This window comes from Neorhizobium vignae (genome assembly GCF_000732195.1).
GTDB lineage: Bacteria > Pseudomonadota > Alphaproteobacteria > Rhizobiales > Rhizobiaceae > Neorhizobium > Neorhizobium vignae.
The window spans coordinates 35,800-49,202 of the sequence record NZ_JNNU01000016.1; the positions used below are offsets into that span (position 1 = coordinate 35,800).

Consider the following 13,403-nt stretch of genomic DNA (forward strand, 5'->3'; position numbering starts at 1 on the left):
GATCTCTTACTGAAAGGTACCAGTGCGATGCTCACGCGCGTTGCCCGCCTTCATGCTCCGCATGACATCCGAGTTGAGACGCTGGATGCCCCCGACCTCGGTCCGGGCGACGTCCTGCTGGCCATGGCGGCGGGCGGCATCTGCGGCTCCGATCTCCACTACTATCAGGATGGCGGTTTCGGGCCGGTGCGGGTTCGCGAACCCATCATCGCCGGCCACGAGGCTTCCGGCTTCGTCGAAGCCTTGGGCGAAAGGGTTTCCGGGCTCCAGCTCGGGCAACTGGTGGCAGTCAATCCATCGCAGCCCTGCGGCCATTGCCAATACTGCCGGACCGGCCAGCCGATCCATTGCCTCGACATGCGTTTCATGGGCTCGGCAATGCGCCTGCCGCACGAAAACGGCATGTTCCGCGAAAGGCTGGTCGCCCCCGCGATCCAGTGTCATCCGGTGGGACGGGATGTCTCGCCGGGCGAGGCCGCCTGTGCGGAACCGCTTGCCGTGTGCCTGCATGCTGTCGCCCAGGCTGGAGACCTGTCGGGGCGCAACGTACTGGTCACGGGGGCGGGCCCGATCGGGCTTCTGACGGTCGCCGCGGCCCGGCATGCCGGCGCCGCCAGGATCGTGGTGACGGATCTGGCCGATGCGGCACTGTCGCGCGCGCCGTCCATGGGAGCGACCGAGACGATCAACGTCGCCTCCAACCCGGACGGGCTTCTTCCCTTCCAGGACAACAAGGGCAGTTTCGACGTGGTGTTCGAATGCTCCGCTTCAGGTGCGGCCCTGCGATCCGCATTTGCTGCGATCAAGCCGCGCGGGATCCTCGTCCAGGTCGGCGTGACGGGCGACATGACGATCCCGCTCAATGCGCTGGTCGGCAAGGAGATCGTCTGGCGCGGCTCGCAGCGCTTCCATGCCGAATTCGCCGAGGCGGTCGACCTGATTGGCAAGCGTCGCATCGACGTGCGGCCGATCATTTCACACAGCTTCCCGCTTGACGCGGTGACGGCGGCTTTCGAGCAGGCTGGGGATCGTTCCAGGGCCTGCAAGGTGCAGATCACATTTGAGCAGACGGAAAAATCGTGAGGGACGAGACATGAGACATACGTGGCGCTGGTTCGGCCCAATCGACAAGGTGAGCGTAAGAGACGCGGCGCAGGCCGGCGCGGAAGGCATCGTTTCGGCCCTCCACCACATTGCGACCGGCGAGGTCTGGCCAGTCGACGAGATCGCCAGGCGGCACGGGGAGATCCAGGCGGGCGGCCTGGTGTGGGATGTCGTGGAGAGTGTTCCGGTTTCAGAAGACATCAAGACGCAGACCGGCGACTGGAAGCGCCACATTGCCAACTGGCAGGAAACGCTGCGGCGTCTCTCGGCCTCCGGCATCCGCACGGTCTGTTACAACTTCATGCCGATCCTCGATTGGACACGCACGGACCTGCGCTGGGACACCCGCCACGGCGCCAAGGCCATGCGGTTCGACCTCACCGATTTTGCCGCCTTCGATATCCATATCCTCAAACGTCCCGGGGCTTACGGTGATTATCCGGAATGGCTACAGGAGGACGCGGCGGAGCGGTTTTCCGCGATGGCGGATGCGAAGATCGCAGCCTTGGGCAAGAACATCGGGGCGGGGCTGCCGGGCTCGGCGGATGGCTATACGCTCGACCAGCTGCTGGAAAAGCTTCGTTCCTACCAGGGTATCGACCGGGCACGACTGCAGCAGAACCTCGTCGACTTCCTGACTGAAGTCACACCCGTGGCGGAAGAGGTCGGCATCAACATCTGCGCCCATGGCGATGACCCGCCCTGGCCGCTGCTCGGCCTTCCGCGCATCCTGTCGACCGAAGCCGATTACGCACATATGCTGGATCAGGTCGGCGCGCGCGCCAATGGCGTGACGCTCTGCACCGGCTCGCTCGGCGCAAGGGCCGATAACGACCTGCCCTTCATCGCCTCGCGTTTTGCCGACCGCATCCATTTCGTGCATCTGCGGAACGTGACGCGGGACACCGACACGGTCCCCTGCTCTTTCTTCGAGGACGAGCACCTGGAAGGCGCAACCGACATGGTTGCGGTGATCGGCGCGCTGCTTTCCGAAGAGGCCCGTCGGCGCGAGGAAGGCCGCGAGGATCATCGCATCCCCATGCGGCCGGATCACGGGCAGGAAATCCTCGACGACCTGACCCGCGGTGCGCAGCCCGGCTATCCCGCCATCGGCCGGCTCAAGGGGCTGGCGGAGCTTCGCGGCATCGAGCGAACTCTCGCGCATCCCCGCTATGGCCTGGGGGCATGATCATTCAGAACCGCAGAAGCGGGGGCGTCTCCAACCCGAAGCGTTCGCCAAGTTTTACGAACGCCTCGCGCGTTGCCGGATCCAGCGGAACGCCCCGCTGTTCACGCTCTTCGGCGACCGCCCATTCGCGGTCCCCCGGAGCCATCACCCGCATGCCGTCACGCGGGGGCGAAGAGCGCAACACCTCCACATAACGCTGCATGCCGGCGGTGAAGACGTCTTCCGGCACGAAAGCGCCGGGCTTCATGGCCAATACGAAAGCGCCAAGGGCGCGGGGCGTGGAAAAGTCCGGGCCGTTCATCGGCAAGAGGTCGAAGCTCAGCCGCATGCCCGACAAAACCGCACTCAGGATTTCCACCAGGCCCGCCAGCCCCGCGCCCTTGAACCCGAACTCGCCGCCGACCGGCGCTAGCATCTCGGCCAGCGACGGATCACGGATGTCGCGGCCCTCGACATCCGAGGCGACGCCCGCCGGAAGCTCCCGGCCGAGGCTGCGGTAGAGCTTCACGCGGTTATAGGGAATTGCGCTCGTCGCCATGTCGAGCAGCCAGGGCCTTTGTCCGGTGACGGGCGCGGCAAAGGCGATCGGATTGGTGCCGTGGAACCGCATCGCCCCGTCATGCAGACGTACGAAACTGTCCGAATTGCAGAAAGCGGCGCCGATATACCCTCTCTGCGCCGCATCCAGCGCGTAGGCGCCGGCCGGGCCAAAATGCGAGCTGTTGCGGATCGAAACGGCGCCAATGCCGCATCTGTCGGCAAGCTCCATCGCCTTGTCCATGGCGCGATAGGCGGCAAGCGCGCCGTGGCCGTGGTCCGCGTCGAGCAAGGCCACCGCCAGTACGGACTGCGTCACCGTGATGTTCGGGCGCTTGTTCACCCGACCGCCGGTCATCGCGGCGATATAGTGGTCGAGCAGGCGTATCCCGTGGCTGTCCACGCCGAGCCGCGAGCCATGCATCATCGCCCGTGTCGCGGCATCCGCGGTCGCCTCATCCGTCCCGGCGGCGAGAAAAACCGCGCGGCAGAAGCGCCCGAGATCGCCGATTGCCGCATGGACCGTATCCTCGGTGGCTGAAATCTGGCTCAAAGCGTCTGTCCTCCGTCGATCACGAATATATGGCCGGTCACGGATGCCGCTTCGTCGGTGCGGAGAAAAACGGCTGCCGCCGCCATCTCCTCCATCGTGCCCAGCCGGCCTGTCGGTCGACGGGAAATGAAGCGGCGCCGCATCTCTTCGGGATCGGCCGCCTCGTCGATCCGTTCCCGCAAGCCGGGCAAAAGCGTCGCGCCCATAGACGGCCCGGTGCGGGACCTTCTTCCACAGGTGCACAACAAACGTCTAGTGTGCACACTAGACGTTATTTGACTTTTGGCAAGACGGTTTTTGGATCACGAAATGACGAGCTGCGGGTCGAGCCCGTGAAGCCCACGAATTGAAGGGATGCATTCGACCTGATAGTTTCCTCATCCTGAGGCCGCGTTGGGCATAACCCAGGTGACAAAAGCGGAGACCGGAAGCGGGGAGGCAAGATAGTGGACGGGCGCGTGGCCAATGCGGAGGAGCGTCGGCCGAAGGTCGCAGGCGGTGCTGCGCCTCGTCTCTACCAGCAGGTCTACGAGATCATCGCAGGGCAGATATCGCAAGGCGTGCTTCCACCGGGCAGCCGCCTGACCGAAAGCTCGATCGCCGTGCAGTTCGGGATCAGCCGGGCGCCGGCAAGGCAGGCTCTGGCAGAATTGGAGCGCGAAGGGTTTATCGAGAAATCCGCCGGCCGCGGCTATCAGGTAAGTGCCTCGAAGCCGGGAAAAGCAACGCCAGCGGTGGGGCTTTTCCATATGGCGGACGAGCTGCGCCTTACCCCGTTGTCGAGTTGGGAGAGAATCTACGGCGAAGTGGAAAGCGAGATTGCCGCACGATGTTTCTTCGCCGGCTGGCGCGTCAACGAAGCAGAACTCGCCCGCTTCTACGACGTCAGCCGCACGGTGGCGCGCGACGTCGTCGGTCGGCTGCAGCAACGCGGCATCGTCCGCAAGGATGAGCGAGCACGCTGGGTCGCGCCTGCCATGACGCCGGATCACGTCGGTGAACTCTACGAACTGCGCTGGCTGCTGGAGCCCGTGGCGCTTGAAAAGGCGGCGGCAAGGGTTTCGCCCGAAAACCTTGCCGCCATGCGCGATCACTTGCAATGGGCCATGGACAACGCGGCCGAGCTTGCAGGTCCCGATCTCGATCGGCTGGAGGAGGAGTTGCATGTCACCCTGCTCGGCCATTGTGAGAACCGCACGCTGATGCAGGCAATCGGCCTGCCGCAGGCGCTGCTCGTCGCGCATCGCTTCCTCTACCAGTGGATGCCCCGGTTGTTCGGCTCGGAGCCTTTCCTGCCGGAACATTTGGAAATCGTCGAGCGGCTTCAGGCCGGCAGGGTGGGAGACGCAGCGACCTCGCTGCGACAGCACCTGCAGATTTCGCGTCAGCGGGCGATCGACCGCATCACGCGGGTAACCCGCGAGGTGCATCCGCATGACCTGCCCTATCTGGAAAAGCTCGACTGAACTTCCGCGCGGTACGACGACACCTCCTTGGCCGGTATCGGGTACCCTTGCGCAGGAACGTGATGTCGCTTCACGTGCCGTCTTCGACCAGAAGTCGAATGACGCTCTGCTTCATGTGGAAACTCATGACTTCGTGTGCCTGCACCGGGTCGCCGGCCTTGATGGCCTCAAGGACACGTTGGTGCTCTTCGACGACACGCGGCGCCACCTGGTCGGGCGGCCGTTCTTGCAGCTTGCGGGTGAACTCCATCATCAGCTTGATCTGGTTGCGCATCGTACCGAGCGCAAACGGGAAATACGGGTTGCGAGTGGCTTGCGCCACGGCCATGTGAAAGGCGAAGTCTGCTTCAAAGACGCCTTCCCCGGGCGGAAGGGTCAGCATCCGCCGGTGCGCCTCCTCGACACCGCGGATACCCTCCAGATCGCAAAGCCGCGCCGCATCTTCCGCTGCCGCACATTCCACCACCTGGCGAAATCGCATGCAGCGCTTCATGTCGAACACCGTCTGGATCGACAGCCCCTGAATGTCGGCGGCCGATGGCACGACATCCGCGCGAGGCTGCACGAAATTGGCCGAGCCGCGCCGTGATATGATCCGGCCGGCGTCGCGCATCTTCACCAGCGCCTTTCGCAGGACCGGACGCGATACGCCGAATTGACGGGCAAGCTCCGCCTCCGGAGGCAAGCGCCCGCCCCCCTGCCAGGCCGGCGCCTCCAGCATTGCTTCCAGCCGGGCGAGCACATGCGACGACAGGTCCTTCACGGCGCGGGTTTGCTGAATTATCTCGTCCATCGCCACATCCTATCCCCGGCATCCGCCCTTTCCAAGTGGGTCGTTTTGTTACTAATATTTACTCATATTGACAAATGAGTTCACTTGCGCGACTTATTTCAGGATTGCCGCGCCGAGCTGGCCTGAAACCCGCATGACCTGAGAAGTACCCGACATGACAGAGGACCGGATGCTCATCGAGCCGAATTCGTCGATACACGCCGCAAACAGCCATCTCGCCCGGCATACGCCGCGCATCGTTTCCGTGCGGGCGATCCCGGTTGCGGGACGCGACAGCATGTTGCTCAACCTCAGCGGCGCGCACGCTCCCTTCTTCACCCGCAACCTGGCGATCATCGAAGACGATTCGGGCCATGTGGGCATCGGCGAGGTTCCGGGCGGAGAGACGATCCGTCAGACGATCGAGGAAGCAGGCCCTCTCCTCATCGGCCAGACGATCGGTGGCTATAACGGTCTGCTCGACCAGGTGCGCGAGACTTTCGGCGACCGTGACAGCGGCGGCCGCGGGCTGCAGACCTTCGATCTGCGCACGACAATCCATGTGGTGACGGCGCTGGAATCGGCGCTGCTCGACCTTCTCGGCCAACATCTCGGCGTGCCGGTGGCAGCCCTTCTCGGCGACGGCCAGCAGCGCGACCGGGTCGAAATGCTCGGTTACCTCTTCTATGTCGGCGATCGCCAAAAGGCGGATCTCCTCTATCGTGATGGCAAAGGCGAGACCGACGCCTGGTTGCGGCTGCGCGACGAGGAGGCGCTTACGCCGGAAGCGATCGTTAGGCTCGCCGAGGCAACGCAAGAGCGTTACGGTTTTCGCGACTTCAAGCTGAAAGGTGGCGTTTTGCGAGGCGACGAGGAGATCGAGGCGGTGACGGCCATCGCCCGCCGTTTCCCCGAAGCGCGCGTTACCCTCGACCCCAATGGCGCCTGGTCGCTCGAGGAGGCGGTTCGCCTCTGCAAGGGACGCGGCGACGTGCTTGCCTATGCGGAAGACCCCTGCGGTGCCGAGCAGGGTTATTCCGGGCGCGAGATCATGGCCGAATTTCGCCGTGCTACCGGGTTGCCGACCGCCACCAACATGGTGGCCACCGATTGGCGCCAGCTCTCGCACGCGATCCAGCTGCAATCGGTCGACATCCCGCTCGCCGACCCGCATTTCTGGACCATGCAGGGCTCCGTGCGCGTCGCACAGGTCTGCCAGACCTTCGGCATGACTTGGGGCTCGCATTCCAACAACCATTTCGACGTGTCGCTGGCCATGTTCACCCATGTGGGTGCGGCAGCGCCTGGGCGCGTGACCGCACTCGACACCCACTGGATCTGGCAGGACGGACAGCGGCTGACCCGCGAGCCTTTGAAGATCGAGGACGGACATATCGCCGTGCCGGACCGGCCGGGACTCGGCGTCGAGCTGGACATGGAGCGCGTGGAGGAAGCCCACCAGCTCTACCTGAAGCACGGGCTCGGCGCGCGCGACGACGCGACCGCCATGCAATATCTCATCAAGGACTGGCGCTTCGACAACAAGCGGCCGTGCCTGGTGCGCTGACGAAAGAACCACAGGGCCGCCCCTGCGCCGCGGCGGCCATCACCAGGAAGCGGCGTCAAGGATCATTGAGGAGGATGAACCATGAAAGCACGAACACTGCTCGCCATTTCGCTTAGCCTCGGCATCGCTCTTGCCGCAGGCGTTGCCAAGGCATTCCCGGACGGCCCGATCACAATTATCGTGCCCTTCCCGCCAGGTGGCGCGACCGATACGACCGCGCGGTTCATGGAGCCGCACATGTCCAAGGTATTGGGAGCGAACATCGTTGTCGAGAACAAGCCGGGCGCCACCGGCGCGATCGGCGCAGGCCTGGTCGCCGATGCCGAAGCCAACGGCCAGACGTTGCTGGTCGCCTCGCTCGGCACCTTCGCCACCAACCCCTATCTTCAAAAGAAGCTCTCCTACGATCCGGTGAAGGACTTCGATCTCCTGACGGTCGCGGTGAGCACGCCCAACGTCCTGGTCGCCACGCCGAAATTCAAGCCGGGCAGCGTCCAGGAACTCTTGGCGACGATGAAGGAAAAGCCGGAAAGCGTCACCTTCGCAAATTCCGGCACCGGCTCTTCCGATCACCTGACGGCCGCACTCTTCTGGCAGGCGACGGGCACCAAGGGCGTGCATGTGCCCTACAAGGGAGGCTCCGCGGCACAGGCCGATCTCGTCGGCGGCCATGTGGACGTGTCCTTCCAGAACCTCGGTGCGATCATCAATTTCGTGCAGGGTGGGCAGATGAAGGCGCTCGCACAGACGGGCGAAAAACGCCATCCGCTGCTGCCGAACGTGCCGACGCTCACCGAACTCGGATACGGCAATATCGTCGTCAACGCCTGGCAGGGCGTTGCCGCGCCGAAGGGTCTGCCCGCCGACGTCAAGGCAAAACTCAACCAGGCGATCCAAGCGTCGCTCAAAGACCCTGAGGTCGTTGCCAAGTTCAACAAGCTGGGCTTCGACGTCGTCGCCAATTCGAACGAGGAATTCGGCACCTATCTCAACAAGGAGATGGCGCGCTGGAAGGACGTCATCGAAAAGGGCAATATCAGCGCGGAATGATCCGTGGCTTCACGGGCCGCCTCAGTCCCTCAAGCGGCTTCCTCGCACCGTCGGGGAAGTCGCCTCAAGGTCTGAACGAGACTTTTCCGGCATCCGCTTCCCTATCGGCGACCTCGATGCGAAAGAGATCCTTGATCGAGGCTACCACATCCTCGATCCGTTCGACGGGGCTGCGGCTTTCCGGCTCGACCGGCACGACTTCCAGCACGCTTGACAGCTTGAACGACCGGACAACGTCGTTCACGCATGCGTACAATCTCCCGTTTTCAATCCTGATACCTTCAGCAAAAAAGTCGTCGCTGTCCTCGACTGCCACCAAAAACATTCAGAACTCCACGCCATCTTCGGATAGCCCATAAGATCGAGCGGAATGCATCATTTCAAATCGAGAAAACGAGGTAGGCCCGGCTGCTCCTTTCGGTGGTGCCTGTTCGCGGTGCAGCTTTCTCTCGCCTGGAGGCGGAAATAGATCATCTGGTGGATATGCGAATCACCAGCAGTGAACAATGATGGCGATGCGGGAAGACCCCCACCATCAGCAATGGTCCCGCCTCGCGACTGGAGTCCGGAATCCAGTCGCTTGCGCTCAATCGTGCAAGGCCAAGGGACCCATGTTAGCGGTTCCGGCAGTCGAAACTTGCCGCGCTGTCGACATTTCCATCCCCCTTGTATTGCGCGTAGGACGGGTAAGGGCATAGCGGACGGGTCCGACCGGGAAAAGCCTTGCCCGAAGCTTCGACACTCCGCGGAGCATCATCCTTTTCGACCCAGTCGACCAGCTCGGTCAACATGTCGAACTGGTCGAGACCGGCAGGTCCGCCACGGCAATGGGCCATGCCCGGAACGAGATAGAGCTTGGCCCAGTCCTCCACCCGCTTGCCGGTCCTGGTCGCCATGCTCATTCGGTTGAAGAAATCGACCGTATCGTTGGAGGAAAACCACGGATCGCTCACTCCATGGAAGAAAATGATCTTGCTTCCCCGGGCGGCGAAGGAACTGAGATCAGTCCATTGATCGGCGTTGATCAGCCTTTGCTGAGGATCGTCGATATCGGCCTTCTGGACGGCATCGTCCACATCGAAGCTCATGGCGTTATTCTTGAACTGGCGATTGCGCTTGTCATCGAACCGCATGAGCCCCGGAATGGAATCAACCGTGCTCATGACGCCCGTATCGTAGGGAAACGCCACATAGGCGGGCCGACCTGATGCGTCGAGTGTGGGCGAAAACGTTTCGGCCACCACGTCCACCTGCTGCTTCGTGAGGCACCCGTCGGCTTTTCCGGCAGGGCAAAGGAGGCTCGCCGGATCGAATTTGCAGGCGGATGCATTTGCGATCATGCCGTCCTCGATGCCATCGAGACCGTCACAGGACTTCAATATCCCCTTGAGGACCAGATCGCGATCACCGTCCGAGAAGGCTTTCGTTCGGTCCGGAGCGCCGTCAGCGCCGGCCGGAGATATCCTGTTCATCGCAACGTTCTTGGCGGCGAGCGACATGTTTGAGCGGCTTGTGCGCATGGCCGGAGCCCCGGCGATGATGCCGTCGAACAACGTGGGAAATCGTTGCGCCGAGGCCATCGCCTCGCGCCCGCCGGTCGAGCATCCTGCAAAATAGGAGCGATCGGCAACCTTGCCGTAATGGGCGGCGACCAGTGCCTTGCCGAGCACCGTGACCTTTTCCACCGACCAGCCGGCGAAATTCAACGTGGCGATCTGATCCGCCCTGAAAGAAGCATCCCATGCTTCGCCCTTGTGGCCGCTATCATGGGAAATGACGGCGAAACCACGGGAAAGAGCATTCTGCGCTCCGGCGGCCACGTCTCCGAGGGCCGGCCGCACGACGCCATTCAGACCTCCGCCGCCTTGGACAAGAAACCTTCCTGTCCAACTGTCCGGCAGGGCAATGGAAAACCCGATGGCATAAGCCTTGCCGTCCGCGCCGGTGCGGTGTTCGAACGAACCGCTGACGAGACAATGCGCCGGACCCTTGTCCTTAACGTGATCGGCGCTCGCGACCTTCATGTCGAACCCGGCCAGTTGAAGGGCCTTCGCCGCCGAGCATTTGGCTTCGGGCGAAGAATCTGCGGCGACGGCCGGCGTCAAGCCGGGCATGAGGGCAACAAAAGCCGTGGCTACAACCAGCCTGATCATATCCGATCGTCCTCCTCCATGACGCAGCCTCCTCAAGCCGCGCCGCAATCGCACCAGATTTCAGGCTCCCTGTCAATCAATGCTGGGCCGCCTGCCCCAGCTGGCTATTCGGACCGTCCGTCGATCGTTTCCAATTGTGCAGGCGGGATGGACCTGGCTGGCCACTTGATAGCGGTCCTCACGTCCCTCATTGCTGCAATCCGACGCGTCGTCTCGACGAAATCGAGCACGATTTTCGATTTTTCCTCCGCATGCCATGCGACGAGCAGTTCAACTTCGGCGGGAATGTCGTCGAGCCGCCTATAGACGAGGTACGGGCTTGGATTGTGGGCGAGCCAGGACGGCGCGATCGCAATCCCGACGCCGGCGGCCACCAGCGTGCCGATCGCCAAGGTATGGGACACCTCCTGCACGATGACCGGGTAGACGCCGGCCCGGCGCAGTGCGCCCATGATCGCATGGTAGTAGCTCGCTCCAACGGTCGGGGCATAGGTGATGATGGGCTCGCCGGCGAAGTCTTTTACCGTCAGGTCTTCCTTCTGCGCCAGCCGATGCTCCCTGGGCAGCACCGCCACGAAACCTTCCTGCAGGATGTGCTCGGTCTTCAGGAAACCTGTCGGGTTGGTCGGGCGGATGAAGGCCACCTGCACCTTACTGCTCTGGAGCAGTTCAAGCTGCTGTGCGGTGCCGAGCACCTGCACGTCGACGGTCATCGCCGGATAGCGTTTTCGAAAGTCCGAAATTACCGGCGGCAGGACATGTGATAGCGCCACATGCACCCCGCTGACGGAAATCGTTCCGCTATCGTCACCGGAAATGGAACGGGTATGCGTGACCGCCCTGTCGATGCCGCCTAGGATTTCCTGGGCGTGACGCAGGAAGATCTCGCCGGCCGGCGTCAGCTTCACGCGGCGCGTCGTGCGGCGGAAAAGCTTGGTGCCGAGGCGATCTTCGAGCTGCCGGATCTGCTGGCTGAGCGGCGCCTGGGCCATGCCGAGCTTGTCGGCGGCGCGGCTGAAATGCAGCTCTTCGGCGACGCAGGCGAAATAGTGGAGGTGACGAAATTCGATGCCGTATTTCATATCCAAAACATATCAATACTCCCGTGATTTTGTAATAGATAATAATTTATTCCCGTGATTAGTTTTAAAAAAAACGACAATAAAATTGGAACAGCTGGAGCTTCGGCTTCCGAAACGGAGCGTAATGACGCGTTTCTGGGTGTTAAAGATTTTGCGGACCGTGCTGACGCTTTGGTTCGTGGTGACTTTCGTATTCGTGGTGCTGAGAACGTCCGGGGATCCGGTCGTGGCGCTTGTCGGCGCCGATGCCACGCCGGAGGAAGTCGAACAGTTCCGCCAGCTCTGGCGTCTCGATGACCCGCTCTGGATTCAGTATTTCCGCTACGTCATGCAGATGGCGACCGGCCAGTTCGGCATTTCCTATCGCGACGGCCGCGAGGTCATCGACATCATCGCCGAACGGGTTCCGTGGACGCTGATCCTCGGCCTTTTCTCCTATATCGGCGCCATCCTGATCGGCGTTCCGGCCGGCATCATCGCCGCCATCAAGCGCGGTTCGACCTTCGACAACCTGATCATGGCGACCGCCGTGTTCGGCTTCGCCCTGCCGAATTTCTTCCTCGGCATCCTGATGATCCTGCTCTTCTCGCTTAGCCTGCAATGGCTGCCGAGTTCCGGCACCGGCACCGTCTGGCACCTGATCATGCCTGCCATCACGCTTGCGACCTTCACGGCCGGCACCCTCGCCCGCTTCACCCGCTCGGCCATGCTGGAAGTGCTGGACAAGCTCTATATCCGGGCCGCGGCTGCCAAGGGCGTTGGTTACTGGAAGCGCATCATCTTCCACGCGCTGCCCAATGCCAGCATTCCGCTCGTCACCATTATCGGCCTCAATCTCGGTGAACTGATCGGCGGCGCCATCGTCGTCGAGACCGTGTTCGCATGGCCGGGCGTCGGACGCTTGCTGGTGACGGCCGTGTCCTCGCGTGACCTTGCCGTGGTTCAGGGGCTGGTGCTGGTCATGGCGGTGACGATGGTACTCGCAAACCTGGTCGTAGACCTGCTCTACGGCCTCCTCGACCCGCGCATCCGCGTGCAGAACTGAGGGCAGGCGGATGAAGCGCGTTTCCCCCATTCTCGTTTTTGCCATCGTCATCCTGGCGATCGCCGTGTTCGTCGCGATCGTCGGCAATGTCTTCACGCCGCACGGCATGTCGCAGCAGAACCTGCTGGCCCGCCTGAAGCCGCCGGCCTTCATGACTGGCAACAATCCGAGCTTCCCGCTCGGCACCGATCGCATCGGCCGCGACATGGTGGCGAGGGTAATCGCCGGCCTGCAGATGTCGCTTTCGGTGGCGATTGCCGGCACGATCATCGGCGCCGTCTTCGGCTCCGTTGTCGGCTTCATCTCAGCGCATTTCCGCGGCTGGGTCGAGGAAGTGCTGATGATGCTGGTCGACTTCCAGGCGTCGTTGCCATTCATCCTGATCACTCTGACGCTGCTGGCCTTCTTCGGCAACAGCATGACGCTGTTCATCATCCTGATGGGCCTGTTCGGATGGGAGAAATACGCCCGCCTCTCCCGCGGCGTGGTTCTCTCGGCGATCAACCAGCCTTATGCCAAGGCGATCGTCGCGCTCGGCGCCGGCAACGGCCGGCTCTATCTCAAGCATGTGCTGCCGAACGTGGCGAGCGCCCTGATCGTCCAGGTGACCCTGACGTTTCCGCAGATCATCCTCCTGGAAACCTCGCTCAGCTTCCTGGGCCTGGGCATCCAGGCCCCCCAGACCAGCCTCGGCCAGATTCTCGGCGACGGCCGCGACTACCTCTCGACCGCCTGGTGGATCTCGGTCTGGCCCGGATCGGTTATTTTTCTCGTCACTCTTTCGATGAGCATCGTGGGCGACTGGCTGCGTGACCGCCTCGATCCGATGCTGCGTGCCCGGACAACCTGAAAATGCCGTTCGAACATAAATCAACAAGGGAAGGT

Annotated in this window: 13 protein-coding genes; 7 read left to right on the forward strand and 6 right to left on the reverse strand. The window is 62.7% G+C overall.

What is annotated here, in order from left to right:
• Positions 1–27: 27 nt before the first annotated feature.
• The gene (locus GQ59_RS23720) at positions 28–1,083 is read left to right on the forward strand and encodes an L-idonate 5-dehydrogenase (protein WP_037085952.1); all 1,056 of its coding nucleotides are present in this window, start codon (positions 28–30) and stop codon (positions 1,081–1,083) included.
• Between the two features lie 10 nt (positions 1,084–1,093).
• Positions 1,094–2,293: a mannonate dehydratase gene (gene uxuA / locus GQ59_RS23725; protein WP_037085954.1), complete on the forward strand. Its 1,200-nt coding sequence runs from the start codon at positions 1,094–1,096 to the stop codon at positions 2,291–2,293.
• A 4-nt stretch (positions 2,294–2,297) separates the two neighbouring features.
• On the opposite strand, the gene GQ59_RS23730 is transcribed toward uxuA, so the two are convergent.
• Positions 2,298–3,374, reverse strand: a complete 1,077-nt coding sequence (locus GQ59_RS23730) for an Ldh family oxidoreductase (RefSeq protein WP_037086155.1) — start codon at positions 3,372–3,374, stop codon at positions 2,298–2,300.
• Between the two features lie 5 nt (positions 3,375–3,379).
• Entirely contained in the window at positions 3,380–3,589 is a 210-nt protein-coding gene (locus tag GQ59_RS23735; RefSeq protein ID WP_037085956.1) for an SDR family oxidoreductase, read from the reverse strand.
• Positions 3,590–3,829: 240 nt separating this feature from the next.
• On the opposite strand from GQ59_RS23735, the gene GQ59_RS23740 reads away from it, so the two are divergent.
• Positions 3,830–4,849: a GntR family transcriptional regulator gene (locus GQ59_RS23740; RefSeq protein ID WP_201772434.1), complete on the forward strand. Its 1,020-nt coding sequence runs from the start codon at positions 3,830–3,832 to the stop codon at positions 4,847–4,849.
• 70 nt (positions 4,850–4,919) lie between these two features.
• Here GQ59_RS23740 and GQ59_RS23745 read toward each other — a convergent pair whose 3' ends face one another.
• Complete coding sequence (locus tag GQ59_RS23745; protein ID WP_037085958.1) at positions 4,920–5,642, reverse strand: FadR/GntR family transcriptional regulator; 723 nt, start codon at positions 5,640–5,642, stop codon at positions 4,920–4,922.
• 154 nt (positions 5,643–5,796) lie between these two features.
• Between GQ59_RS23745 and gudD the strand changes: the two genes are divergently transcribed.
• Together gudD and GQ59_RS23755 are read left to right on the forward strand one after the other, a co-directional pair.
• Positions 5,797–7,188, forward strand: coding sequence for a glucarate dehydratase (gene gudD / locus GQ59_RS23750; protein WP_244448041.1), 1,392 nt, complete (start codon positions 5,797–5,799; stop codon positions 7,186–7,188).
• Between the two features lie 81 nt (positions 7,189–7,269).
• Positions 7,270–8,238 carry a Bug family tripartite tricarboxylate transporter substrate binding protein gene (locus GQ59_RS23755; RefSeq protein ID WP_051904177.1) on the forward strand — a complete coding sequence of 323 codons (969 nt, stop codon included), beginning with the start codon at positions 7,270–7,272 and terminating at the stop codon, positions 8,236–8,238.
• 64 nt (positions 8,239–8,302) lie between these two features.
• Here the strand turns inward: GQ59_RS23755 and GQ59_RS23760 are convergent, their stop codons facing one another.
• The 3 genes from GQ59_RS23760 to GQ59_RS23770 form a co-directional block, all read right to left on the reverse strand.
• Complete coding sequence (locus GQ59_RS23760) at positions 8,303–8,482, reverse strand: hypothetical protein (RefSeq protein ID WP_152564443.1); 180 nt, start codon at positions 8,480–8,482, stop codon at positions 8,303–8,305.
• Between the two features lie 370 nt (positions 8,483–8,852).
• The gene (locus GQ59_RS23765) at positions 8,853–10,391 is read right to left on the reverse strand and encodes a tannase/feruloyl esterase family alpha/beta hydrolase (protein WP_051904178.1); all 1,539 of its coding nucleotides are present in this window, start codon (positions 10,389–10,391) and stop codon (positions 8,853–8,855) included.
• A gap of 104 nt (positions 10,392–10,495) precedes the next feature.
• Positions 10,496–11,473, reverse strand: a complete 978-nt coding sequence (locus GQ59_RS23770; protein ID WP_244448050.1) for a LysR family transcriptional regulator — start codon at positions 11,471–11,473, stop codon at positions 10,496–10,498.
• 124 nt (positions 11,474–11,597) lie between these two features.
• On the opposite strand from GQ59_RS23770, the gene GQ59_RS23775 reads away from it, so the two are divergent.
• Together GQ59_RS23775 and GQ59_RS23780 are read left to right on the forward strand one after the other, a co-directional pair.
• A complete protein-coding gene (locus GQ59_RS23775; protein WP_037085963.1) occupies positions 11,598–12,518 on the forward strand; it encodes an ABC transporter permease in 921 nt (306 codons plus the stop codon).
• A 10-nt stretch (positions 12,519–12,528) separates the two neighbouring features.
• Complete coding sequence (locus tag GQ59_RS23780; protein ID WP_037085965.1) at positions 12,529–13,368, forward strand: ABC transporter permease; 840 nt, start codon at positions 12,529–12,531, stop codon at positions 13,366–13,368.
• Positions 13,369–13,403 lie beyond the last annotated feature (35 nt).

Bases quoted from the DNA above. Each gene is read 5' to 3' on its own strand.
- uxuA (WP_037085954.1), top strand. From the start codon at position 1,094: ATGAGACATACGTGGCGCTGGTTCGGCCCAATCGACAAGGTGAGCGTA.
- GQ59_RS23765 (WP_051904178.1), bottom strand. From the start codon at position 10,391: ATGATCAGGCTGGTTGTAGCCACGGCTTTTGTTGCCCTCATGCCCGGC.
- GQ59_RS23780 (WP_037085965.1), top strand. From the start codon at position 12,529: ATGAAGCGCGTTTCCCCCATTCTCGTTTTTGCCATCGTCATCCTGGCG.
- GQ59_RS23720 (WP_037085952.1), top strand. From the start codon at position 28: ATGCTCACGCGCGTTGCCCGCCTTCATGCTCCGCATGACATCCGAGTT.
- GQ59_RS23735 (WP_037085956.1), bottom strand. From the start codon at position 3,589: ATGGGCGCGACGCTTTTGCCCGGCTTGCGGGAACGGATCGACGAGGCG.
- GQ59_RS23770 (WP_244448050.1), bottom strand. From the start codon at position 11,473: ATGAAATACGGCATCGAATTTCGTCACCTCCACTATTTCGCCTGCGTC.
- GQ59_RS23745 (WP_037085958.1), bottom strand. From the start codon at position 5,642: ATGGACGAGATAATTCAGCAAACCCGCGCCGTGAAGGACCTGTCGTCG.
- gudD (WP_244448041.1), top strand. From the start codon at position 5,797: ATGACAGAGGACCGGATGCTCATCGAGCCGAATTCGTCGATACACGCC.
- GQ59_RS23755 (WP_051904177.1), top strand. From the start codon at position 7,270: ATGAAAGCACGAACACTGCTCGCCATTTCGCTTAGCCTCGGCATCGCT.
- GQ59_RS23775 (WP_037085963.1), top strand. From the start codon at position 11,598: ATGACGCGTTTCTGGGTGTTAAAGATTTTGCGGACCGTGCTGACGCTT.